This is a genomic window from Polynucleobacter sp. SHI8 (assembly GCF_027944005.1).
Taxonomy (GTDB): Bacteria; Pseudomonadota; Gammaproteobacteria; order Burkholderiales; family Burkholderiaceae; genus Polynucleobacter.
Genome location: NZ_AP027204.1, coordinates 1,564,926 through 1,588,801, shown reverse-complemented (window position 1 = coordinate 1,588,801; position 23,876 = coordinate 1,564,926). Strand labels below are relative to the sequence as shown.

Sequence of the window (23,876 nt, the reverse complement as noted above, 5' to 3'; positions counted from 1 at the left end):
AAATTAAGTTCTGTATGTTGGAGGAGAAGAAAAGAGAGTTTGGATAGGGTTAAGAGATCAAGCGAAATCAATGTTTGAAAATTATTATTTTGATAGGTTTTGACAAATACCTTTGTATTCAGAAATTTGTGGGTTGGTGTATTCCGGTAGGAAATTGATTTCTTGCTTAGTCATTTCACCAGAAGCACGGTTGATTAAAACTTTGACCGTCTTATCGCGCCCTTTTGTTAAGTGACTGCCATTGACTCGGATGTTTTTCTCATCCACGACAACCGACATATGTTTCACATCATTTTCGCTACGATGGTTATAGGTGATAAATGAAAAATCAGGATCATCAGACTCAATGAGCCATACATCACTATATTTGCTAGGATCATTTGAAGTGGATACGGGAACATAGGTGACCGTCATCAAAGCATTAACCTCTTTGGGGGCAGACTCCACAAGAGTGCCGTCATTTTTCGTTAAAACTGACGTTAGGAGGCCTTTACACGAGAGAGAAATCTTTTCTTTTTCTATATTTTTACTACATCCAACGAGTGAAAGAAGGGCCATCCATAAAATAAGTATTTTCATAGGGCAACTGTACCACCGATCGATTATGCTAACTTACATATGAGTGTATATAAGAAAATATGATCTTAATCTTGTGTGAACGAATTCTCACTCTGAAGTATTGATATGTTAAAAATAGTTTTAGGCTGTTGATAGAATAAAGAGATGATAAAAATGAATAGACTATTTCTCACATTACTGTGTTTACTTCTTGTTTCTTGCAAAAGCATGGTTCAAGATGTCTCGAAGTCTGGACCAGAATTAGTCGTTCTGAATGCCAAGGTGCTTACAGTAGATACAAGGTATCCAAGAGCAGAGGCTTTTGCAGTTCAAGCAGGAAAATTTATTCAAGTCGGCAGTAATAACGACATACAGCAACTGATTCGAGACAACACAAAAGTTATCGACGCACGGAATAAAACGATTATTCCTGGATTAAATGATGGCCATATCCATATGGTTCGAGCTGGAATGTATTGGCAATATGAAGTTCGATTAGATGAAGCAACAAATCTAGCAGATATACTTCAGCTCATTCGAGTGCGTGCGCAAAACACCCCAAAGGGCACATGGATTTTAACTCTAGGAGGCTGGCATCCAAGTCAAATTAAAGAAGGTCGCATGCCAACCTTAGCAGAACTCAATCAGGTTGCACCAGATCACCCAGTCTATATTCAAGCCTTAAGGGAAGTAGGGCAAATGAATTCCCAAGCGATGCAGAAAAGCGGCATCACAGGAACTACTCCAATGCCAGTTGGAGTTAGTATTGGCAAAGATATAAATGGTGATTTTAATGGTTTGATAAAAGGCTTTAATGGCCAAGTGTTAGCGCTTAGACAATTTCCAAAATTAAGTTTAGATGAAAAAATTGAAGGATTAGTTTTAGCAATGAAGGACTTTAACCAAGCAGGTTTGACAAGTGTTGGAGAGACCTTTGGGATTGGGGTGGATGAGGGAGATTATGACATTTTGTTTGAAGCCTGGCGACGCAAGCAAATGAGCTTGCGAGTAGGGCTGCATTTCCCAACAGTCAACTACAAAGATGCACAAAAATGGATTGCCAATTCTGCCAAAGGTAAAAGTGATGACATGTTGCTTCTCAATGGACTAGGAGAAGGTGTTTTAAATTCGGTAGGTGATGGCTATTTTCCAAAACAGTTTCCGATCAGTAATGATGCAAAAGAAGAACTACGCCAAATCGTTGCTTTAGGGGTTCCCGATAAGATTAACTTTCAATTTCATGCAACTCTAGAAACCACGATGAATGACATGTTAGATTCATTAGAGGCGGTTGATCAAAAGACATCAATTAAAGATATGCGGATTACCTTTTTGCATGCTGAGCAGATTACACCTGCGATTATGGCAAGGATGAAGAAGCTTGGTATGGGATTGCAGATGCAAAATCGACAATCCTTAGGAAGTGATTTGATGAAGACCAATTGGGGTGATAGGGCAATTGATAGCCCACCAGTAAAATCCGTCTATCAGAGTGGCATTACATTAGCAGGTGGAACTGATGGCACCACATCCTCCTCTTACCGACCTTTTATCTCATTACACTGGTTAATCTCCGGAAAAAATTGGCGGGGTGATGTGGTCAGACCTACGCAAAAACTCACTCGAGAAGAAGCGCTTAAGATCTATACCCATGGAGGTGCATGGTTTACTTGGGAGGAGAATAAGAAAGGCACCATAGCAAAAGACATGCTAGCCGATTTTGTTGTTTTAGATAAAGACTACTTAACCATTCCAGAGGACGAGATTCGGTTTATCAAGCCCCTCATGACTGTTGTTGGGGGTCGAGTCGTGTATGAGTCAAAAACTCCCTAAAACTTTTTAAGTTTCGTAAGTTATCGACCCAGTTTTTATTCGTATAGTTCACTGCCTACATTTTGATAAATACCTTCGTATTTCCGTAAAGTCAATCAGCGTATCAAAATATGCAAACGACCAAGTCACTTTAATACATGAAATTACCAAAAGAAGCCTAAAGCGCCTTGCTTTAGATACGTAGAGTGGTCAATAATGCCCAACGATCTAAATATAATTTTAGAATTCTTCCTCGCGGTTGGTTAAATAAAATAATATCCTTGTTTTACGTTATCTTTAATGGTAAAATGTGTACACATAGATACACATTCTGAGGTGATAAATATGCAAACAACAAAAGTAGGTATTCGCGAATTCCGATCTGGACTAGCTGAGTTCATCGCTTCTAATTCAGCGGTTGCAATCACTCGACATGGTCAAACAGTTGGATATTTCATACCAACCAATGGACAGGCTGAATCTGATATGACCGCTTTGAAAAATGCCAGTAAAGCACTTGATAAAATTCTTGCCGCTAAAAAAATTGATATTGAATCTGTAGTTTCTGATTTCAAAATAGCACGTCGAAATGCTAATACAACTGTAAAAAAATGAAAGCTAAGGTTGCATGAGTGGAAAAGCAATTGTTTTAGACGCAAATATTTTGATTCGTGCTGTTTTAGGAAAAAAAGTTCGAGATCTCATTGTTTTAAATGCTGATTCAGTAAAGTTTTTTGCTCCTGATATTGCTTACCTAGATGCCAGAAAGTATTTACCTGATATTCTAAAAAAGCGTAACATTAATGAGAGTGCTGCGATGTCAGTACTGGATCAACTTGAAACCATTATTCATCCGATTGATATTATTTTGTATCAAAGTATGCAACAAAAGGCTCTGCAACAGATTGCTTTTCGAGATGCCGATGACTGGCCAGTTTTGGCCTGTGCAATGATGCTTGGTTGCCCTGTATGGACTGAAGATGCTGATTTTTTTGGCACTGGAGTTGCTACATGGACATCCAATCGAATTGAAATTTACTTTCGTTAATTTTAAAAAGTATTTAATATACTTTATGAAGCTTTACTTTCTTTATAAATTCGGCGGTATATTTTCAAAAGGGGCTAAGGCATAGATACTACTTCTCAGTAGTTAAATAACTTTTTAATTATTTAACTTTTGGTGCATTTTCCACCATTAATTAGGGCATTTAATATAGATTATTTTATCAAGCAGAGGAATGTCAAACTGCAGACAATTTTTTCATGACCCCTTGGATCGTAAGTAACATTTCCTGAGCATCAAGAAGACCATTCATACGAGAACCTCCGCCTAAATGCGGCGTCAGAATCACTTGATTCATGTTCAGTAAAGGTTCATTTTCTGCAGCCGGCTCTGTATAGTGCACATCGGATGCTGCTCCTGCAAGTTGCCCAGTCTGTAACGCCTCTACTAAAGCATCATGATTCACAATCGGCGCTCTTGAAGTATTAATTAAAAAAGACCCTTTTGACATGAGTGCTAAAGATGATGTATCGACTAAGTCTTTTGTTGCTTCTGAGAAAGGCACATGAACACTGACAAAGGTCGACTCAGAAAATAAGTCTGTAAATGAGCGGTACTCAACCCCTAAAAGGGACTCTTCCTCAGGACTGAGAGCTTGACGTTTGTGGTAAAGGACTTTCATACCAAAGGCTTTTGCCATCAATGCCACTTCTTGACCAATCTCTCCACAACCGAGCAAGCCCAAAGTACAACCCCTCAGAGTCAATAGCTGTGGTACACGAGCAAAATTAGCCCCAGCCGTATGACGCGTATCGTAAGGCCTAAAGCCAAAGTTAGCAGCGGCTAAACGATCTTTCGTGATTAAGCCATTAATCAACGGCAACCTTTTTGCCAGAGCTAAGATGCACATCATTGTATGTTCAGCCATTGCTGTATTGGTTCTTCTGCGCAGCGTAAATAAAGGCATCCCATGTTCTTTACAGGCTTGCTGATCGATATTATCCAGATTCGTGCCAAATTTATAGACGACAGATAATTGCTTAGCCATCTCTAGTTCGGCTTTACCAACCTGTAAACTTTCAACAATCAGAATATGTGCCTGCGGCAAATATTGATGCATCTCTTCTTGACTATTAATCAATTTCACATCAGATGGGTACAACTGATCTAACGATCCTCGAATGGCACTAAGCCAACCCGGAAAATCCGGTTGGTCCGTGGAGTTAAAGTCAGTAAAAGCATCTAAGCGCTCTTGGGTCGTTTCTTGACTCAGAATCACTTGAACCAAACGGAGAATACGATCTTCTTCTACTAAAATACACGGCATAAAAAATCCTTATTAAATAGTGGCGCAATAATTACACAGTAACCAATTGCATGAGTGTTCGAATCGAATGTTTGCCATCTTGCATATAGGCCAGAGTTTCATCGGCGCGATTCAAAGGCATATGCATCTTTGCACAGTCGATAAATTTTTGTTTTAAGTCGGCTTCAGAAGCGGGATTTTTTGGTGAACCTTTGTGGATTGGAACAGTTTCTGAGAAGATCTGTCCATCGAGCGTTTCAATGACGAGAGTTACAGGTTGTGCAAAGGGTGCTTTTCTGACTGCAGGAATATCTTCCGACAGATGAGGCGGAACATTCACTTCAATTAAATCAATGATTTTTGTAATTTCTGCACGATTGACCATGGCATCACTAAAAGAATGCAGAGTAGGTCTGCCGTCTAAGAGGCTTGTGGCGATACAGTACTGTAAAGAAGCTTTTGCTTGAAGACCATTTGTTGGATGCGTATGAATCAACGTTCTTGGAAATAAAAAGCTCACATCACAACGAATGGATTTGATATCTTTTGGCAAAATATGATGACGATCCTGAATCGCTAACGCACAGTCAACCGCAAAGAGCGGTGGACGACCACAGGGATAGAGTTTAAATGTAGCGCCTGGTGAGACAATCATAAAAGGCTTACCCCAATCATCTAAGCTTTGTTCTAGAGGATCGGATGTCCATTCCCTAGAAAAAACCTCACACAGATTCATTGGCCCATCAAAAATTTGAGGATCACCCGTAAAGCCTTTTTGCGCAAGTTGTGCAGCTCGAACACCATTACTGGCAGCCATACCACTATGCATCGACATCGTCATTGTGCCGAAGTTACGACGTACCCCACCCATCATCGAAGTCACGATACCCAGTGCATGAGCCATTTGTTCATCACTCAGTTGTAAGAGGATGCCACTTGCCACCACCGCCGCTAAAGTACCTTGTGTTGCAGTTGCATGCCAGCCCATTTCATAATGCGACGGATTGATCAGAGTACCAAGCCTACATTCCACTTCATACCCAATCACAAATGCTTTGAGTGCTTCATCAATCGTTTGATTATTGAGTTCAGCTAAAGCTAGTACCGCAGGCAAGAGGGGCCCAGAAGGATGGCCACGCATTTCTGCTTGATTGTCGTCAAATAACTGCAGACTAATCATCGTGCCATTGACCAGAGCAACATCCGCTGGACGGGATTTTTCCCCGTACCCAATCACCGTACTTTGACCCTGTGCCGATGCCTCAATGGTCAGTGAACGTAGAATATTAATCGGCTCCTCTTGATAGGCAGTTAGAGCGGTTGCTAAACTATCAACTAGACATTTACGCGCCGCATTGATTTCTGGTTCACCAACTTGCTTTGGTAAAAGATGTAGGCAAGTATGGATAAGTTTTTGGGTAATATTTGGCAACACAATCTCCTATTGATTCTTCATGGTTGTTTGGATTTAATCCGTTGTGATATTTGAATCTTTAATAATTTTTGACCACTTTGCTATATCTTTTTGGATAAAGTCTTTAAATTGTGAAGGAGTATACGTTGGCATTGGTTCAAAGCCCTCTTTAAAAAGCCGCTCTTTTACATCGGACAGTTTCATGATGGCGTAGATTTCAGCATTCATTTTGTTAACAATTTCTGCTGGAGTATTGGGTGGGGCAAAGACACCCAACCAGTTACTTGCCTCGAAACCATTCATACCGCTTGAGGCAATCGTCGGGATTTTAGGGGCCAGTGGCGAAGGTTTTAAACTAGAAACACCAATTGCCGTGAGCTTGCCAGATTCGAGGAAGGGCAAGACAGAAGTCAATCCCATGAGCATCACTTGCACATTGCCACCCAGAAGATCATTAATTGCTGGTGCCGCGCCCTTGTAGGGAATACGCGTTATTTGCACACCTGCTAAGCGATTAAATTGCTCCATTGATAAATGACTTGTACTTCCATTGCCAGAACTTGCATAGTTCAGTTTTCCAGGATTGTCTTTGGCATATTGAATCAGTTCATTAATGCTTTTGATATTCAGAGAAGGGTTAACGACCATCACACTCGAGAGAGTCGAAGTCAGAATGACCGAAGATAAATTTTTCAGAGGATCAAATGAGGAGTTACTAAAAATAGGATTCACACTGATCGGACCAGAAGTGGTATACAAAAACGTATAGCCATCGGCAGGGGCTCTGGCAACGAATTCAGCACCGATACTACCTCCTGCACCAGGACGATTATCAATCAGTACAGGTTGTTTCCAGCGAGTACTCAATTTTTGACCAACAATACGCGCTTGCACATCGGCAGGACCACCCGGGGGAAAAGGCACAATAAATTGAATCTGCTTATTGGGATAGTTGCCTAAATTTTGAGATTGGGCTGATACATGTTGACTAAAAACCAATGCAAAACATTGCATCGTCAAGAGAGTCAATAAGAACATTTTTTTATGAATGCGCAAAAATAGTTGATTCAGTATCAATGTCATGTCTCCGAGATGTAGTTAATTTTTTCCTATTATCGCAAATTAATATGCATCAAAAGTATTTGTCTTGATGTGTACTAAAATAGTGACAAATAAAAACAAAATCAATTAGAGACCTCAATGATTAATCCATCTTTCCGCAACGTATTCTTTAAATTAATATTACTTGTTTGGTTTTTTCCTCATTTGGCAAATGCTGATAATGCCTACCCCAATCGTGCAGTTCGATTAGTAATTCCTTTTGCCACCGGAGGAAGTAATGATATTGTGGGTCGCTTTATTGCAGATCAATTACAAAAACGCTTAGGCGAGCCCTTTGTCGTGGATAACCGTGGCGGGGCAGGAGGTACATTGGGAACCGACATGGTCGCCAAGTCCAAGCCTGATGGTTATACCCTGTTATTAATTTCTACACCCCATACAGCAAATGCTTCTTTATATAAAAAATTAGCCTATCACCCGATCAAAGATTTTTCCCCAATAGCAAGACTAGGTTCTGCTCCGCAAGTAATTAGTGTGTATCCTGGAATGCCTGTCAAAACTCTCCCCGAGTTGATCGCTTATGTCAAAGCTAGACCAGGACAAGTTAATTTTGTTTCTTCAGGCGTTGGGAGTTCCCAGCATTTAGTGAGCGAAATGTTTGCCAGTCAAGCCGGTTTGCAATTAGTCCACGTTCCATACAAGGGTGCAGGTGCAGCACTTGCAGATGTCGCTGCTGGTCATGCCCAAATTTCAATTGGTACCATTTTGCAAGGCTTGTCATTGATTAAAGCCGATCGTCTGCGACCCCTTGCTGTGAGTGGCAATAAACGTCAGCCCGTACTTCCCGATGTGCCTACGGCCGCTGAAGTAGGGCTTAAAGGCTATGATGCAGATAATTGGTGGGGCATATTGGCACCAGCAGGAACGCCCCCTGAAGTAATCCAAAAGTTATCGATGACCATTGCCGACATTTTGTCTAAACCAGAAACCATTAAAAAATTAGCGGATGAAAGTGCCACAGTTGCCTATTTAGGCCCTGATGAGTTTGGCAAGTTTATGGAAACAGAATCCCAAAAATGGGCACAACTGATTAAAAACCTAAAGATACAACCAGAGTAATTTGATCAAAGAACATGATGAATGCACAACAAAGCTTGATGAATGCAAAAATTACGAGGATTGAAGCCATTCCTTTAAAAGTCAAAATGGAAAAAGTGGCGACAGGCTCGACCTTAAAACTGTCCCATCGTTGTACGATATTGACCCGTATTCATACCGATGCAGGGGTGATTGGCGAATGTTTTAATGGCAATGATGATGCCTTGCAAGCATCTGTAATCCAAATGATTCAGCAAGAAATGGCACCCATGTTAATTGGTCATGAAGTGGCAGCCATTGAAGATGCTTGGTTATTAACGCGTAAAGCCACAGAGCCATTCTTACGCGATCGCCGCATTGCACTTCGAGCACAGTCATGTATTGATAGCGCTTTGCATGATGCCATCGGTAAGCTCGTTAATCTGCCCATTCATGTTTTATGGGGTGGTGCAAAAAAACAGATACGGGTATTTGCCATTGGTGGTTATTACCGCGAAAAAGATGATTTAGAAGGACTACAACAAGAAGTTGAAGAACTCAAAGCATTTGGGATACATGGACTTAAATTAAAGATGGGTGGTAAGAGTCCAAGAGAGGATGCATTGCGTGCTGAGGCGGTTCGCAGGGCAGGTGGTGATGATTTTATTTTGGGCTGTGATGCCAATCAAGCTTGGAGCCTTACTGAAGCACTTGAGTTTGCCAAAATCACCAAAGACCTCAATCTCAGTTGGTTGGAAGAGCCCTGTAAGTGGGATAATGACCGTGTAGAAATGGCCTTAGTACGTTCCATTGCAGGAGTTCCTATTGCTGCAGGTCAAAGTGAATTAACACGCTTTGGTTGCCGTGATTTAATGCAGGCCAATGCCATTGATATTTGTAATTTCGATAGCAGTTGGGGAGGTGGGCCAACAGAATGGCGCAGAGTAGCAAATATCGCTCATGCATTTGGCGTTAAAGTGATGCAGCATCTTGAGCCACAGTTTGGGTTGATGATGTCGGCAGGAATACCAAATGGTATCTATGGCGAAGTGATGATGCCTTGGCGTGACCCCTTCTTTTATCGCTTAATTGCTAATCAAGCTAAGCAACCCTTTAAAGACGGAATGTATACATTACCCACAGAACCAGGATGGGGAATGGTCATTGATGAAGATTATTTACAATCAGTCAGAATAGATTGATTTTGAGAGTTAATATCCACAACTAAGAGATTCGTTACTGAATCGGCTTTTTACACAAGGTAAGATATAAGTTCATTTCTCTACCTTGGCGCTTGCTTTGAGAAACAATACTCTTTAACTGAATAAAGTTTTTATTCACGTATTTTTTCCATTCCGCCTGTTCGGTATTAATCAACTTACCTTTTAGATCAGAAGCTGAAAAATATTTGATTTCTTTTGGCATAAATAGATTTCGACTACAAATCGGGTAGCCGTAAACTAGGACTGATTGATAAATTTGTCCTGATACTTGCGGAGTCTTACCTGGCGTCTTAGCGATATTAAAATATAGAAACATGTGCTGTTGATCATCGATTGTTGTAGCAGTATTTTTTGCTAAATAAAAATCCCGATCATAGTTATCAATGATGTCATCATCACGAAATAGATACTCATGCCCAACAAATTCCCATTTGGCTGATTCAATATTTCCGGTTGGGATTGGCGTAATTGCTTGTAATTGTTTGGTCGTTGGATGTTGTTCGCTACAAATACCTTCTAGTTTTAAGCTCGTATAGACATCGACATCGCCATCAGGCTGCTTTGCAGAATTGGATGTATAAATTAATTTCCCGCCCTCGCGACTAATCATGATGGCATCTTTAGCGCCAGATATTCTTGTTTGATTGATACCCCATTTGTAGTTTGAGTTCGTATTTTTTAACTCGGTTATATCATTATTTTTCTGAAAATACATCGTGGAAATTGGGCTAGCGCTATCGAGAGGAGTGATTCCTTGAGAATCTATTCTAAATAAGAAAGCATTCGGAAAATCTCCCTCATTTTTATTGATGGTCTCACGATCTCCACTTTTACCCCGTCTTTTTTGCGGATCAATTTGGTATTGTTTCCATTCATACTTTTGGATTTGGCAAGAAATAATCATTTCTTCTTGAGCAAATGCAAAGTTTGTTATGAGTGCGAAACACAGTATTACAAATGTTCTCATGATGTGATCAATTTACCAATGATTAGATTGTTTTAGTTAATCACAAGTATGCCTAAGGATTGTGATATTCATATATTGTTAATGGTTTATCGAATCATAGGAAAAGAACACTCATGAAACGGGTTTAAAATCTAAAAATAAAATAACCAGGTTTATAAAATGAAAAAAACTTTTCAAGCAGTCTTATTGATCATCGCGGTATTGACTCTCTTTGGATGTGGCAAATCTCAAGAAGATTCATCCCAAAATAAAAATACTAAAAACCAAGTATTAAATAAACCAGACCCTGCCTATCGCGTTCAAGAGTTTTTTAAATCTCGTTACAAAAAATTTAACGAGCAACATCAATGTTATGTCAGAGTATTTGGGGCTGGCACTTACTGTGTGACATTAAAAGTGATTGCGACGAATGAAATCAATAATAGTGAATTACTTTATGTTGTTGAGTCAGGATCGCCATTAGAAAAAGATGGCAGTTTGGCTAATTATCATGCTAGTACGGGATTAGTGACACTTTTCTTGATGGAAGATATGAACGATCAATTCAGAGTGATTGCTGAAAGTGATGAAATTAATAATGGCTTTTATGGCACACCTAATGCAGTTAAAACTTATCGTGCCGGTAGTGATGGACAATTAGGGTGGATCTTAGAAGATGCTTATGGCAATATGGGATATATTGCTGGCGGCATCAGTTTATATTTGCAAAAAGAGAATAAGATTATTGAAATTGCTGACTTGAGTACCTTTGCTGAAAATGGTGGCGCATGTGGTGACGCAAAAGAGCAAATCTGTGATTTATCAGAAATTAATTCGGTTGTTGAGGCTGTATATGCCAAGAATAAAAAATACTTTGATTTGAAAGTTTCAACCAAAATCTTTACAAAAGAGATGAGTAAAGCTGCAGTAAATAAAGATATAGTAAAAGTCATTCCGTTTGATGAGCAAAAATTTATGTATGATTTAGAAGAAGTAAATAAACCATATCGTCCTCAATAATAATTAACCATTGTTCAAGAGAATGTTGTCAGAACAAGAAACCGATTATGAGATTGGTTGGAATGAGGAAATTAATTTGGTTAGCCTATCTTATTCCAATTGAATTTTTGCTTTTTGAATGACCATTGCCCATTGTTCAGTTTCTTTTGCAATTTGTGCAGAGTATTCTTCCGGGGTGTTGACTTGTACAGTGGCACCTAGGTTTTGGATCCTTGCAGAAATTTCTGGCATAGCCACAATTTGATGGATATTCTTATTCAGTAAATTGACAATCTCACGAGGAGTTCCTACTGGGGCAAAAAAGCCATACCATGAGCCAGCATAAAAATTTCCAATACCTAATTCAGCAAAAGTTGGGACTTCAGGTAAGTTAACCAATCTCTTAGACGCGGCAACAGCGATTGGACGAATCTTTTTGGCTTGTATATTAGGGATTGAAGATAAGCCACTGTCAAAGGTCATCGTAATATTGCCAGCAAGCAAATCAGCCATACCAGGAGCACTACCTTTATAGGGAACGTGGATTAATTTTGTGCCCGTTAGAATCTGAAAGTATTCGCCAGCCATATGAGAAGAACTACCATTACCAAAAGAAGCAAATGAAAGTTTTCCTGGATTGGCTTTGGCATAACTAATCAGTTCAGCTAAATTATTGGCAGGAACACTGGGATGAACACTCAAGATGAATGGTGCATCGGCAACCATCGAAATCGGAATAAAATCACTTACTGCGTAAGAGAGTTTCTTATATACCAATGGATTGGTTACAAAGCTGCCCGTAGCGCCCATCAATAATGAGTAACCATCTGGTGTTGACTTTGCAGCTAGTTCTGTGGCGATTATATTTGCTGCGCCAGGACGATTATCCACAATAAATGTTTGGCCGAGATTTTTCGTTAATTCTTGTTGGATGAGTCTACCAATCACATCCGCGCCACCTCCTGGTGAAGAAGGGTTATACACCCGCACCGGTTTTGAGGGATAGGAGAGCGAAGATTGTGCTTGGCCCAAAAAACTAGCAAAAGAAAAAATGCAGCAGATGAAAGCGCAAATCATATTCTTCAATGTCGTATCTCCTTATATTAATAATGTGATTGAGAACTTGATACTAACCCCGTCATCAATAAATTTTCACAGCCCACTTGTTAGCTAATTTCCGTCATTTTGATATGTTTTTAAAGTACTAAATTTGTAGGAATACGATATTAGAAATTATCTACCTAGTGTATCAATATCAGGGAAAACGTTAACAGATGAAGGTGAGAATCAAAAAATCAAGACTCTAAAGAAATAGAGATATCATGTTTCAAAGAGAGATTTTTGTACATCAATACGATATTGGAGCAATGATGAGATCACGTATTTTATTTCAAATAAGCGTTATTTTTTCTTTTGGCGTGCTACTGCAGAATAGTTTTGCAGCAGATGTTGTCGGTAATTCCTATCCTGCTCGACCAGTGAAAATCATTGTGCCGTATGGTCCTGGTGGAGGGTCTGACATCATCATTCGGGCGATGCAAAATAAGCTTGCTGAGACCCTAGGTCAAGCCATCATTATTGAGAATAAGCCAGGCGCTAGTACGGTTGTAGGAACCGACTTTGTGGCCAAAAGCACTCCTGATGGATATACCGCATTGATAGTGGATATGGCATTCTTGGTCAACCCTAGTTTATTTGCCAAACTCCCCTATGATAGTCAAAAAGATTTGATTCCTGTGATCGAATTAGTTTCGACACCTTCTATCATGTTAGCCTCAAGTAAGATGCCCTTCAAAAATCTGAAAGAGTTTATTCAACTTGCTAAAACCTCTCCAAATAAGTTAAGTTATGCCTCAGCAGGATTTGGTACTGGCGGACATATGGCCAGTGAGATGCTCAAAGTTGTGGCAGGCGTTGATTTAGTTCATGTGCCTTATAAGGGAGCTGGGCCTGCGATGACAGATGCCTTAGGCGGACATGTCAGTATCTTGTTCACAACCGTAGGAGCCGCAAAACCCTATGTTGAGTCGGGACAAATCATTGGTTTAGGCATCACGAATGATAAGCGTGCAGATGCCTTACCTCAAGTGCCGACATTTGCTGAGCAGGGCTATCCTGAGGTCAATGCCAATATTGTCTGGGGGATCTTTTTGCCAGCAGGCGTACCAAAAGAAATAGTTCAAAAAATTAATGCCACATTTAATGCAAGTTTGCAATCACCAGAAATGAAGCAGCGCCTCACTGAATTAGGATTTACGCCAGCTGGGGGAAGTTCCGCGCAATGGACATCAGAAGTGACAAAACTGACCAATAACTGGTCGAAAATAGTCAAGCAAGCGAATATCAAACCAGAGCAATAAGACTTCAACATGAGACGAACAGGGGACTAGTTAAAGTTTCCCTTGTTAAATATTTCTGTTTAATTTTTATCGCTCGAGAAATAAATTCTATGAATTTATAACTTCTTCATTAAATCTATTTCTCGACTTTTGATTCACACTCATTTACTTACCGCGAATCAACTTATTTTCAAACCAGTTCCACATATCAGCAACTACGAGTGTGAGATAGTCACGTTGACAATGCTGTGATCCACCTTCTTCCGCCGTATAGACACGCAAAGTTTTGTCCTCTGAGCCGCAAGCATCATATTGTTTTTGCGCATCAGCTAATGGAATTTGTTCATCTTCCGCACCATGCACTAATAAAAACGGACATGTCATTTGTTGCATGACACCATCTAATTTGAAAGGTTTCAAGGTTTCTAATGCTTGCTTGAGCGTATCAACCCCAAGGATCCAATTAATATGATGACCTGGGACGGATAGAGATGTTTTAAATTGCGCTTCAATACGTTTTTTCCACGTATCGTAATAATCCCACTGTGCACCCCAAGCAATGCAGGCAGCCCAGCGATGATCCATCGCCGCACAGCGAGGAGCGTAGTAACCACCTAAGCTAATGGCTACAATCCCAATTTTTTTAGGATCCACATCGCTGCGTTTTTCTAAAAAGTCAAGACAAGCACTACCAGCGACCTCATAGTCATGACGCAAGTAATGATTGCGAAACCGAATCGCTTCACCAGTACCAGGACCGTCCATAATCAATACAGAAAACCCACGTTTGACTAAATCAGGTATACCACGCATAAATTGGATTTCTTTGGTCACATCAAGACCATCGAAGTAGACCACACAGGGAGATTTTTCAGCAATTTTCTTTTGTGGATGAACAAAATATCCAGGCAGACTACCATCGACGAAAGGGACTTCTACGATTTCTATGTTGTAATCGCTTAACTTAATAAATTGATGGAAAGAATCAACGCCACGTTGAAACACATCTAACGCTTTTTCATCTTTTGGCGTTCTAAAACGCTCTGCCATATGGTAATAATTAGCGGCACGTTGGTAAGCATGAGCAGCTGACGTGTTATTACCTTGCGTTGCCCAGCGATCAGCATATTGACGAACACCATCAGCAACTTCCGTACAGGCATCGAACCATGCGTCATCATCTTCAGGAGCTTTGCCTTTCAGTTTGGTACCGATTTTGTGTAGTTCACCAATCTCAGAACCTCCATAAGGGGCAGCACTTAACATATTAATAAACGCGGCTGACCAACGATAATTACCTGGGAAATACATAAAATAAGGTGGGTCTTTTTTTTCTGCCATGGTGTTTTCCTTTTCTAGAAATGACTACGATTGATGATTCATGATTTATTCTTTAATGTCTGCTAATTTAGCAACCTTAGTCCATTTTTCTATTTCTACTTGGATAAATTGACCGTATTCTTCAGGACTGAAATTGCTAGGTTCAAAGCCTTGAGAGATAAAAAGTTCTTGATTTTCTTTCGTGGCGAGTTGTTTACTCAGTGTTTGATGAATTTTGTTCGTAATGCTTTTGGGCAAACCCGCAGGTCCTAAAATGCCATTCCAGTTATAACTCTGAAACCCAGTTAGACCTTGCTCAGCGATGGTTGGAGTATCGGGTAGCAGATCACTACGCTTGTCTGCGGTAATACCAATCGTTTTTAATTTTCCTTGTTTTAAGAGAGGGATACAATTTGCCAGTTGAACTTGTGCCACTTGAATGTGTCCAGCGACTAAATCATTTTGATATTGAGACGCACCTTTATAGGGGATATGATTCAGTTTGATACCCGCTTGTGATGAAAATAATTCAATGGAAAGATGACCAACCGTACCGACACCTGGAGAGCCGTAATTTACTTTTCCGGAGTTGGACTTTACATAAGCTGCAAATTCCTTCACATTATTTGCTGGAATACTTGGGTGAATCGCAATACAGCTAGCCGTTCGTGCGATGAGCATAATGGGCGTGAGATCCTTCGTAGTTTGGTAAGGCATACTCGTTTTAACGGCAGGTGCCGCAGTGAGAGGCCCTGGATTACCAGCGAGTAGGGTATACCCATCGGCAGGACTTTTCACCACCTGATCGACACCAGGAACGCCACCACCCCCCACTTTATTTTCCACAATATACGGTTGACCAAAAGCCGTGTTGAGTTGTTGAGCGGCCCACCGAGCTTGAACATCAGTAGGACCACCAGCTGCAAAAGGTACGATGATTTTAGTAGGACGATTGGGGTAGTTTTGTGCATGGCTAGGTAAGCTCCAAGAGGCCATTACCACCACGAAAGCTATCTTGTTAAATTGCTTGAAGACAATCATAAACTCCCTTTACATGGTTATTGTTGAGCAATATTCGCTATTTTGAATAACTGTGTTTGTAACTCAATATCTTTCACAACAAATTGGGTAAATTCTGTAGGAGAAGACCCCATCGGCATTAAACCCAATTCTTCAAATTGTTTTTTTATTTCTGGATTTTTAAGAGCTTCAGCTAAAGCTTGTTGAACTTTTAGAACGAACTCTTTAGGAGTACCTGCTGGGTAAAATAATCCAGACCAACCATAGACTTGATCGATACCCTTAATGCCTGATTCTAAGAATGTTGGCACATTGGGTATGGCTGGGGAACGGGCAGTGCCACTAATAGCAAGACCTTTGACAATTTTTTCTTTGATACCATTCGCAGCCATTGCCGTCGAGATGTAGGTCATATCAACTTGCTTAGCCACCACTTCATTGTATGCAGGGCCTAAGCCTTTATAAGGCACATGCAGAATCGAAGTTCCATATTGAGTATTGAGAAGTTCGCCAACCAAATGTGAGGCATTACCATATCCACCAGAACCATAGCTGAGCTTATTGGGATTTGCTTGTGAATAAGCAATTAATTCTTTAACAGAATTTACAGGAAGATCATTGTTGACGACAAGGACCATACCGTAGCTACGGTAGACTTGGCTAATTGGTGCAAAGTCCTTGATGGGGTCATATGGTAATTTTTTATAAAGTGCTGCGTTAGCAGCAAATGATCCCGTCATGATTAACATCGTATAACCATCAGGAGTCGATTTAGCAACATAATCAGCACCGATTAAACCATTGGCACCAGCTTTATATTCAATAACTACCGGAGTTTTTAGACGGTCACTCAGATGTTGTCCAACCCGCCTCGATACGATATCAATGGGTCCGCCAGCAGAAAAAGGAACGATGATTCGGATGGGACGATCAGGCCAGACAGATTTGTTTTGTGCAACAGAAATATTAGACAGGCAAAAAAAGCCAGAGATAGAAAAAACAGATATCCAATAAAGAAATTTCCTTGCGAACAGATTCACAATGTCTCCCGACTGATGTTATTTGATTCCAATAACGATAGTTAATTTATTTATAGTTTTAGGTTAACATATTCGTGTGTATCGTGTCACTCGTGTAGTGCAATATGTTAAGTTAAGGGTAAACCTTTATCTAGAACAGGGGCGATTCAATACATAAAAAAATATAAAACCAAGGAGACCAAATGAGTTCACAATCGAATCTGATGTCATTGCCGAAAGAGCATGGCATGATCGTTGAAAAAGATGTCCAGATCCCGCTGCGCGATGGAGGATATGTGTATGCTGACATTTTTCGACCAGATGATATGTCAGAAAAATTCCCAGCGATCGCAAACATTACTGTTTATAACAAAGATAAATTATGGGTACCTCCGGAAGATTTAGAAGAAGAGGCTAATCCGTATATGAACTGGGAAGCAGCCAATCCATTGTGGTGGGTTCCAAGAGGTTACGTTTGTGTGCGGATTGATTCCCGCGGGACTGGAAAATCACCAGGTCGATGTGAGCCTAGCTCTTATCAAGAAAGCTTAGATTTTTACGATTGTATTGAGTGGTTGGCAAAACAAGAATGGTGTTCTGGCAATGTTGGTACTTTAGGAATTTCTTACCATGCCGCATGTCAATGGCGCCTTGCCAATTTAAATCCCCCCTCATTAAAAGCCATTATTCCTTGGGAAGGTCGAGCTGATCAGTATCGTGATCAAGCTTATCATGGTGGTATTTTTTCAATGGGATTTTTAGGTAATTGGATTAATCAGCACATGGCGCGTCATTTACTTGGTCGCACCCGTCATTACAATCCAGATTCTTTTACACCAGATATGCTGTGGCAATACCTTAGCCATGATTTAGATTCAGAGTGGTGGCGGATGTGTAGCGCAAAGTGGGATCAAATTAAGGTACCAGTTTATTCCGTTGGAAATTGGGGAGGTTGGGGTTTACATTTAAGAGGTAATACAGAAGCTTATTTATGTGCGCAATCACAGCATAAGAAATTACGGATTCATACAGGCGATCACTTTCGACCTTTTCACTCGAATGAAGGTAAGGTTGATCAATTAAGATTCTTTGATTATTGGTTAAAAGGCATCCAAAATGGGATCATGGATGAGCCACCCATTAAGTTAGAAATTCGAACTGGCGGAAGTAAAAAACCATATGTATTCCGCTTTGAGAACGAGTGGCCATTAGCAAGAACCCAGTGGACCAAAATGTATTTCAGTATTGAGCGCGAGCGTAAGCCGGAAGAAACTCATACAGAAGGGCGATTAGTTGTTGAGCAAGTGACGTCATCCCACCAGATTAGTTATCGCGGCAGTAATCCCAATAAGGCAGGTATTGGTTCAGGATCATCCGCCCCAGGTATAGGTCGCTCAGGAGTTTCATTTGTAACAGATCCAATGGAGCATGATACTGAAATCACCGGACCATTAATGGCTAATCTTTGGGTTTCCAGCACTGCTGAAGACATGGATGTCATGGTGACACTGCGTAATATAGATCCCCAGGGAAATGAAGTTTTCGAAATGGGGCAGCAAGGTCAGCCGGTGGTGTTGACCAAGGGATGGTTACGCGCTTCACATCGTAAATTAGACCTTGAAAAAACATTACCCTATCGCCCCTATCATGCGCATAATGAGCGGCAATGGTTGACACCAGGTGAGCCAGTTGAGTGCCAAATTGAAATCATTCCAACATGTATTGTTTTGAAAAAAGGTCACCAACTACGTGTAGATATCCATGCACAAGATAGTGCAGGTAGTGGCAATTTCACGCACTTTCATGCGGATTACAATGAAAACGCAACACACACGTTTCACTCAGGTGGGGATATGCAATCCTATATCCTATTACCAATCATTCCTTCTTGAGGGAAAGTGATGTCCCGGCAGAAGATGGTCAATCCAATGAGGATTGACCGTTGACTGGGATATATTTACAGGTTTTGTTCACCTAAAAGTTTAAAATCAATCACGCCGCTCTCACCATACTCAGCGACTAAACCTTGTACGCGAGCCATGATATTTTCTTCCGAATCATTAAAATCAAGACCTTGTAAAAATCCTTGGCGAGCTTTTAGACCCGTTGGCCAATATACCTCACAGATATTTTCATCAGGATCTTTAAAATAGCAACTCACGGCATTACCGTGTGTCACGGTATAGATGACCGTGACATTGTTTGCAACAAAACGTTTCCAATATTCAATCACATCTCGAAGGCAATAGACTCTGAAGGAGATTTGTTGTAAGAGGCGCACGTCATTGGGTACATTTCTGCCGGCTGCTAGTAACACCTCGTGGTGTTCTTCTTCTGGGTGAGATGACATAAAAATGAGGCCAGCAGGACGATCTTCATCGCTAATTTGTAGACCTAACATATCGCGGTAAAACGCAATAGAAGTCTCTAAATCTTGAACATGGATACCGACATGCGCTAGGCGTTCGATGGCTGGAATATGCATCTGTGTCTCCTCTATAGTGAGTTGGAATTATGAATTAATTATCCTACATTTTCCAAGCGAGTAAAACAACAAATTAAGATAAATCCCAGCCCAGTGCACGGTTAAGTACTTCCACAGCTTGATCATCTTGATCGCCACGCCAAGCAACAATTTGATCAGGGCGGATCAGTACGAGCTTAGCCTGATAAAGACTGACGAGCTCAGGGTGAGGATGGTGTACCACTTTGAGATCAACCCCACGCTGATTCGCTGCTTGGATAAATGCATCATGTTCGCTTACGTGGTCACCAAGACATAACAGCGTCCAGTTCATCCCAAAGGTGTCAAATAAAGATAATTCATCACTGATCCAAAGATGAGGGGGACGACCACCAGGTTTAGCACAAGGCTCATAGATGTTTGCCTGATCTAAAGGCTCAGGAATATCTTCCGTTGCGATAATCGGAGAGTTACTATAGCGTGTCCCAAAAGTGATACCAGGAATATTAAATTCTTTTCGAGCATGATCATTAAAGTGCTGGCTACCCAGTTCACGATCCGCGATGCCTTTGGGAGTATCAAGTTCAAAATCCTCACTCACTTGGAATAATCCAACTGAATCCGCAAAGCCTCTTGCGTAGGTCGTATTACGTTTCGCAATGGGGGATCGTTCTAAGGTATAAGTATCTAATAATTGTTTTGGCGAATGACCATGAATCACACTTGCCAGTTTCCAACCCAGATTCACAGCATCTTCAACTGCCGTGTTGTAGCCCAAACCACCCGTTGGTGTAAATAAATGAGCCGCATCACCCATCAGAAAGATGGGGCCATCTGACATTTTTTCCGTGTAAAGTGCATGTCCAGCAGTCCAAGTTAAATAGGATAGGATATCCACTTCAAGGTCACAGCCTAAAGATTCGCTAATGACTTGATACGCATTCGTGTGATCCCAGTCACTTGCTGTTTCATCCTCATGCAATGAAGCATGAAACGCGAATTCATCAACACCATTGACCGACATGAGAAGTGAGCGACGTTCATTATTGACCGTGACATACATCCACGATCTTGGATGTGGTATTTTCTTAAACAAATCTGGTGAACGAAAATAAATAGCAAACATGAGACCGCCCATATAGCCACGTTTCATGCCAGTATCACCACTATAAGAAATCCCCAAGCTTTGACGAACATTGCTTCGAGGACCATCAGCACCAACCAGATATTGACAGCGGACATGTATTTCGGCAGATGACTCATCCACCGGTTGGATCCACGCATCGATGTGGTTTGAGTGACGCTCATACCGGGTCATTTTCCAGGCAAAACGGATTTCATTCGTAGACCATTTTTCTGCATGTTTACGCAGTACTGGCTCAACATACTTTTGCGAGATACGGTGTGGTAATTCTGCAGCGCTCCAAGAACCACCCATTTTGCGCACATTCAAACTTGCTTGTGCCGAAGTAGGTAACGATAAACGCGCCAGTTCATACGTGCTATAGCGGGTGAAATAAGCAATATCCGTTGGGTGATCAGGAGGCAATCCAGATTGACGGATTTCATTAGCAAAACCATGACGACGGTAATACTCCATCGTTCGCGCTTGAGTGGCATTGGCTTGAGGATTAAATGCCGTCGATGGTTTTGCATCCACGAGCAGAGTAGGGACCTTGCGTGCCCCTAATTCATTCGCCAGCATTAAACCGCTCGGGCCACCACCAACAATTAAAACTGGAATTTCGATCATGTATATATTTCAAGGTTAGTGCATCATCCAAGCACACCCGACTATTAAATATAACAGAAGTAATGTACTTAATCGCTTCTCAGTTTAACACTTCATAAATTGCGCGGTTGTGAGCGGTTTTCTTTATTCAAAGCAGTAATGCTCCCTTCAGTTGTTGCATCTAGGAAGCAAAAAATGCTCCATATATTCAGTTATTTTAAAACTTAAAATATTCATGCTAATGAGGTAGTTAGATGAGATTTTTGGAGAGAAAATGATTTTAATATCACGCAATTCATGGGGATATTTACCTGTGTATGATGACTCTTTTGGTCATGAATCAATTGCTAGGAGATTACATGGAGAGTGAGTTCCCGGTCATGAGTCGACGTCAAATCATTGACGCTCTGATGACTATCCGTTGTTCAAATCAAATTAATAAAAAGATTTTGAGGACAACATTTGCTTATCACGAGGCATTTACTGATACGGAAATGGCCACCCTATGGTTTCAGCATTTTGGCGATGTTGTCCGGGTTGGGAATAGTCGTTTGCATGACATGATGCAAGAAGAAATCCTCATTACAACGGTGATGGCACAAATTATCATTGATCAAGTAAGCAATAACTCTAGGAAAATGGTAAATAAAACACCACCAGAAAAGCCAAATGAGCCAGATGCTTTTTTTAATTAATCATTACTTCAAAATGATACAAATATATGCTAATTTAACCATATCAATGAACTGATTGAGGAATAAATAATGGACAAAGGTTTAGAACACTTTAATGAATTAAGAAGACTTGCAGACTCTGAAGAGCCTGAGGTAGTCAAGAATTATTACCTTGGAATAGGTGATGAGTTCGAATTTGAAGTGGAAGAAGAGTTGACCTTTGAAGAAGATGAAGGAGAGCCATTTACTGAGTTGATCCAAACTATTCATGTGTATTTGGATGATGAAGAAGTATATGAATTTGAAAGAACCTACCAAGGATTTAATAGTGATGATGGTGACGATTGGGAAGTAGAAGAAATTGATAACACCATTGACTCAGATGTGGCTGGGATTTTTGAGGCTTGTGGAATTGAGTTGGATATTCCAGATGTGCCCAAAGCGGATGATCAGGAATTCGAGGAAGAAGAGGAGTAATTAACCCCTAGCTTTAACCGCCCCATTTCTGCACGATTGACGCTTGTCCAGCTTTCAGATAAGCATATACGAATCCCAGGTACAACATTATTTAACCGTAGAACTCAATCAATATCATTTCAAAGGTGTATCTCCTATCATTTGGCACTCCTGAGGGCTTTATTCCTGGATATGGTAGCTATTCCTTTTATGCCAAAGTTGATGAAGAAGCCTTACAGGCAATTGCAAAAATTACGTAAGGAGATTTCTTTTACGCCAGTAATGGCGATGACCTCAAGCAAATCTATGAGCATTTATCGAGCAAATTTCGGATAGAAATCAAAGAAACCGAAATATCTGTTATTTTTGCTGCTATTTCACTCCTTTAAGTTCTGGGCGTTTTTTCCTTATCTCACTTGTGGTTCAAAAGAATTTAAGCAAAGACCTCGATGAGCGTCACAGATCACCAACATTTTAGAGATAGTTCAATTTTGATTAAAATAAGAGACTTACGAAATATATTTTCTTGATTGAGATAAAACTAGTTTGTTTGAACAATGTGAGATCCCATGGATTTGATTACCATCCGTCAACCACTGCAAAAAATACATCCTGTGGTTAAGCCTCAAGCTTTCAAACCTGTGTTAGCTAAATGGCAACAGAGTATCCGTTTAGCTTTAGCCTCAGGAATGAGTGATTTCGCCCAATGCATCAATTAATCCGCTTTCGTTTACTCGTGATTTTGACGGGAATAGTTTTTCTCAGTGGCTGTGCTAAACCATTAGAAATAAGATATTTTTCCGCGCCATCTGGCGCAAGCATTTCCTTTAAGAACACCAATGGCGATACGAGTACCCTGGCAACTCCAGCAACATTAAAGTATGTAGATGTTGCAGATCGAGGCGGTTGTAATAACATTACAGTGCCAACAGTCACATGGCCAGATGGTGTAACAATACCCCCGAAAATGACAACTTTGTGTTCTAAAGAACACATATTTTATAAGCCTACGCCATCATCTTCCGCGAGCAAAGTAAGTCCACCTCCCGTTAAGAATAATTCCACATCTAGTGACGAGGCTTATTATAAAAACTTAGATACCGAGCGTCTTTGTCGGGTGATTCAAATTGGTAAACCACAAGATGTTGAAGGGGCAAGAAAAGAGTTAAATGCTAGAAGTGCTGTATGCAATACTGCCAATCCCGTCAAAGAGGAAGTAAAACCAGCTCCAGTAGTGCCATACATCCCGCCAATTCCAGTGTATACCCCACCACCTGCCAGTAATTCCAACCCTACGCCGAAAATTCCTCCCAAGCCAGCTCCAGAAAGTCCCATGGAGATCAAACGGCAAAAATGTTTAAGATTAGGTATTGCGCCAGGAAGTTTGGATTTTCAACAATGTATGCAATAAGGTAACTTTTATAAAATCAGTGCAAAATGCATACATATTAT

Annotated in this window: 23 protein-coding genes; 12 read left to right on the top strand and 11 right to left on the bottom strand. The window is 40.6% G+C overall.

Features of this window, described 5'->3' with window-relative positions; translation table 11 throughout:
• Window positions 1-84: 84 nt before the first annotated feature.
• A complete protein-coding gene (locus QMN06_RS07965) occupies window positions 85-579 on the bottom strand; it encodes a hypothetical protein (protein ID WP_281969596.1) in 495 nt (164 codons plus the stop codon).
• Window positions 580-732: 153 nt separating this feature from the next.
• Between QMN06_RS07965 and QMN06_RS07960 the strand changes: the two genes are divergently transcribed.
• The 3 genes from QMN06_RS07960 to QMN06_RS07950 all read left to right on the top strand — a co-directional run bounded on the left by QMN06_RS07960 (window position 733) and on the right by QMN06_RS07950 (window position 3,418).
• Window positions 733-2,391, top strand: a complete 1,659-nt coding sequence (locus QMN06_RS07960; RefSeq protein WP_281969595.1) for an amidohydrolase — start codon at window positions 733-735, stop codon at window positions 2,389-2,391.
• Window positions 2,392-2,715: 324 nt separating this feature from the next.
• On the top strand, window positions 2,716-2,985 hold the full coding sequence (locus QMN06_RS07955; protein WP_281969594.1) for a type II toxin-antitoxin system Phd/YefM family antitoxin: 270 nt from the start codon (window positions 2,716-2,718) through the stop codon (window positions 2,983-2,985).
• Between the two features lie 13 nt (window positions 2,986-2,998).
• Complete coding sequence (locus tag QMN06_RS07950) at window positions 2,999-3,418, top strand: PIN domain-containing protein (RefSeq protein ID WP_281969593.1); 420 nt, start codon at window positions 2,999-3,001, stop codon at window positions 3,416-3,418.
• Window positions 3,419-3,611: 193 nt separating this feature from the next.
• Here QMN06_RS07950 and QMN06_RS07945 read toward each other — a convergent pair whose 3' ends face one another.
• From QMN06_RS07945 to QMN06_RS07935, 3 genes are read right to left on the bottom strand one after another with little or no spacing between them, the layout of a single operon-like run.
• Complete coding sequence (locus tag QMN06_RS07945; protein WP_281969592.1) at window positions 3,612-4,700, bottom strand: NAD(P)-dependent oxidoreductase; 1,089 nt, start codon at window positions 4,698-4,700, stop codon at window positions 3,612-3,614.
• Window positions 4,701-4,731: 31 nt separating this feature from the next.
• Window positions 4,732-6,111: an MmgE/PrpD family protein gene (locus QMN06_RS07940; protein ID WP_281969591.1), complete on the bottom strand. Its 1,380-nt coding sequence runs from the start codon at window positions 6,109-6,111 to the stop codon at window positions 4,732-4,734.
• Between the two features lie 36 nt (window positions 6,112-6,147).
• Window positions 6,148-7,176, bottom strand: a complete 1,029-nt coding sequence (locus QMN06_RS07935) for a tripartite tricarboxylate transporter substrate binding protein (RefSeq protein WP_281969590.1) — start codon at window positions 7,174-7,176, stop codon at window positions 6,148-6,150.
• Between the two features lie 117 nt (window positions 7,177-7,293).
• Here QMN06_RS07935 and QMN06_RS07930 point away from each other — a divergent pair, with 117 nt between their 5' ends.
• A complete protein-coding gene (locus QMN06_RS07930) occupies window positions 7,294-8,274 on the top strand; it encodes a tripartite tricarboxylate transporter substrate binding protein (RefSeq protein ID WP_281969589.1) in 981 nt (326 codons plus the stop codon).
• Between the two features lie 14 nt (window positions 8,275-8,288).
• Window positions 8,289-9,434 (top strand): mandelate racemase/muconate lactonizing enzyme family protein, encoded by a 1,146-nt coding sequence (locus QMN06_RS07925; protein WP_281969588.1) that lies wholly within the window; start codon window positions 8,289-8,291, stop codon window positions 9,432-9,434.
• 34 nt (window positions 9,435-9,468) lie between these two features.
• Here QMN06_RS07925 and QMN06_RS07920 read toward each other — a convergent pair whose 3' ends face one another.
• Window positions 9,469-10,422 carry a hypothetical protein gene (locus QMN06_RS07920; protein ID WP_281969587.1) on the bottom strand — a complete coding sequence of 318 codons (954 nt, stop codon included), beginning with the start codon at window positions 10,420-10,422 and terminating at the stop codon, window positions 9,469-9,471.
• 159 nt (window positions 10,423-10,581) lie between these two features.
• On the opposite strand from QMN06_RS07920, the gene QMN06_RS07915 reads away from it, so the two are divergent.
• Window positions 10,582-11,421 carry a hypothetical protein gene (locus QMN06_RS07915; protein WP_281969586.1) on the top strand — a complete coding sequence of 280 codons (840 nt, stop codon included), beginning with the start codon at window positions 10,582-10,584 and terminating at the stop codon, window positions 11,419-11,421.
• Window positions 11,422-11,511: 90 nt separating this feature from the next.
• Here the strand turns inward: QMN06_RS07915 and QMN06_RS07910 are convergent, their stop codons facing one another.
• Complete coding sequence (locus tag QMN06_RS07910; protein ID WP_281971751.1) at window positions 11,512-12,477, bottom strand: tripartite tricarboxylate transporter substrate binding protein; 966 nt, start codon at window positions 12,475-12,477, stop codon at window positions 11,512-11,514.
• A 245-nt stretch (window positions 12,478-12,722) separates the two neighbouring features.
• Here QMN06_RS07910 and QMN06_RS07905 point away from each other — a divergent pair, with 245 nt between their 5' ends.
• Complete coding sequence (locus tag QMN06_RS07905; protein WP_281969585.1) at window positions 12,723-13,760, top strand: tripartite tricarboxylate transporter substrate binding protein; 1,038 nt, start codon at window positions 12,723-12,725, stop codon at window positions 13,758-13,760.
• 144 nt (window positions 13,761-13,904) lie between these two features.
• Here QMN06_RS07905 and QMN06_RS07900 read toward each other — a convergent pair whose 3' ends face one another.
• Genes QMN06_RS07900 through QMN06_RS07890 form a run of 3 tightly spaced genes read right to left on the bottom strand, consistent with a single transcriptional unit; the run spans window position 13,905 to window position 17,119 of the window.
• The gene (locus QMN06_RS07900) at window positions 13,905-15,080 is read right to left on the bottom strand and encodes an alpha/beta hydrolase (protein ID WP_281969584.1); all 1,176 of its coding nucleotides are present in this window, start codon (window positions 15,078-15,080) and stop codon (window positions 13,905-13,907) included.
• 45 nt (window positions 15,081-15,125) lie between these two features.
• The gene (locus QMN06_RS07895) at window positions 15,126-16,100 is read right to left on the bottom strand and encodes a tripartite tricarboxylate transporter substrate binding protein (protein WP_281969583.1); all 975 of its coding nucleotides are present in this window, start codon (window positions 16,098-16,100) and stop codon (window positions 15,126-15,128) included.
• 17 nt (window positions 16,101-16,117) lie between these two features.
• On the bottom strand, window positions 16,118-17,119 hold the full coding sequence (locus QMN06_RS07890; RefSeq protein ID WP_281969582.1) for a tripartite tricarboxylate transporter substrate binding protein: 1,002 nt from the start codon (window positions 17,117-17,119) through the stop codon (window positions 16,118-16,120).
• 182 nt (window positions 17,120-17,301) lie between these two features.
• Here QMN06_RS07890 and QMN06_RS07885 point away from each other — a divergent pair, with 182 nt between their 5' ends.
• The gene (locus tag QMN06_RS07885) at window positions 17,302-18,990 is read left to right on the top strand and encodes a CocE/NonD family hydrolase (protein WP_281969581.1); all 1,689 of its coding nucleotides are present in this window, start codon (window positions 17,302-17,304) and stop codon (window positions 18,988-18,990) included.
• A gap of 65 nt (window positions 18,991-19,055) precedes the next feature.
• On the opposite strand, the gene QMN06_RS07880 is transcribed toward QMN06_RS07885, so the two are convergent.
• Window positions 19,056-19,583 (bottom strand): VOC family protein, encoded by a 528-nt coding sequence (locus QMN06_RS07880; RefSeq protein WP_281969580.1) that lies wholly within the window; start codon window positions 19,581-19,583, stop codon window positions 19,056-19,058.
• 73 nt (window positions 19,584-19,656) lie between these two features.
• The gene (locus tag QMN06_RS07875) at window positions 19,657-21,315 is read right to left on the bottom strand and encodes an FAD-dependent oxidoreductase (protein WP_281969579.1); all 1,659 of its coding nucleotides are present in this window, start codon (window positions 21,313-21,315) and stop codon (window positions 19,657-19,659) included.
• Window positions 21,316-21,611: 296 nt separating this feature from the next.
• Between QMN06_RS07875 and QMN06_RS07870 the strand changes: the two genes are divergently transcribed.
• The 4 genes from QMN06_RS07870 to QMN06_RS07855 all read left to right on the top strand — a co-directional run bounded on the left by QMN06_RS07870 (window position 21,612) and on the right by QMN06_RS07855 (window position 23,835).
• A complete protein-coding gene (locus tag QMN06_RS07870) occupies window positions 21,612-21,989 on the top strand; it encodes a hypothetical protein (protein WP_281969578.1) in 378 nt (125 codons plus the stop codon).
• Window positions 21,990-22,058: 69 nt separating this feature from the next.
• On the top strand, window positions 22,059-22,445 hold the full coding sequence (locus QMN06_RS07865; protein WP_281969577.1) for a hypothetical protein: 387 nt from the start codon (window positions 22,059-22,061) through the stop codon (window positions 22,443-22,445).
• Between the two features lie 548 nt (window positions 22,446-22,993).
• A complete protein-coding gene (locus QMN06_RS07860; RefSeq protein WP_281969576.1) occupies window positions 22,994-23,143 on the top strand; it encodes a hypothetical protein in 150 nt (49 codons plus the stop codon).
• The gene (locus tag QMN06_RS07855; RefSeq protein ID WP_281969575.1) at window positions 23,131-23,835 is read left to right on the top strand and encodes a hypothetical protein; all 705 of its coding nucleotides are present in this window, start codon (window positions 23,131-23,133) and stop codon (window positions 23,833-23,835) included. Before QMN06_RS07860 ends, QMN06_RS07855 begins: the two co-directional genes overlap by 13 nt.
• Window positions 23,836-23,876: the final 41 nt, after the last annotated feature.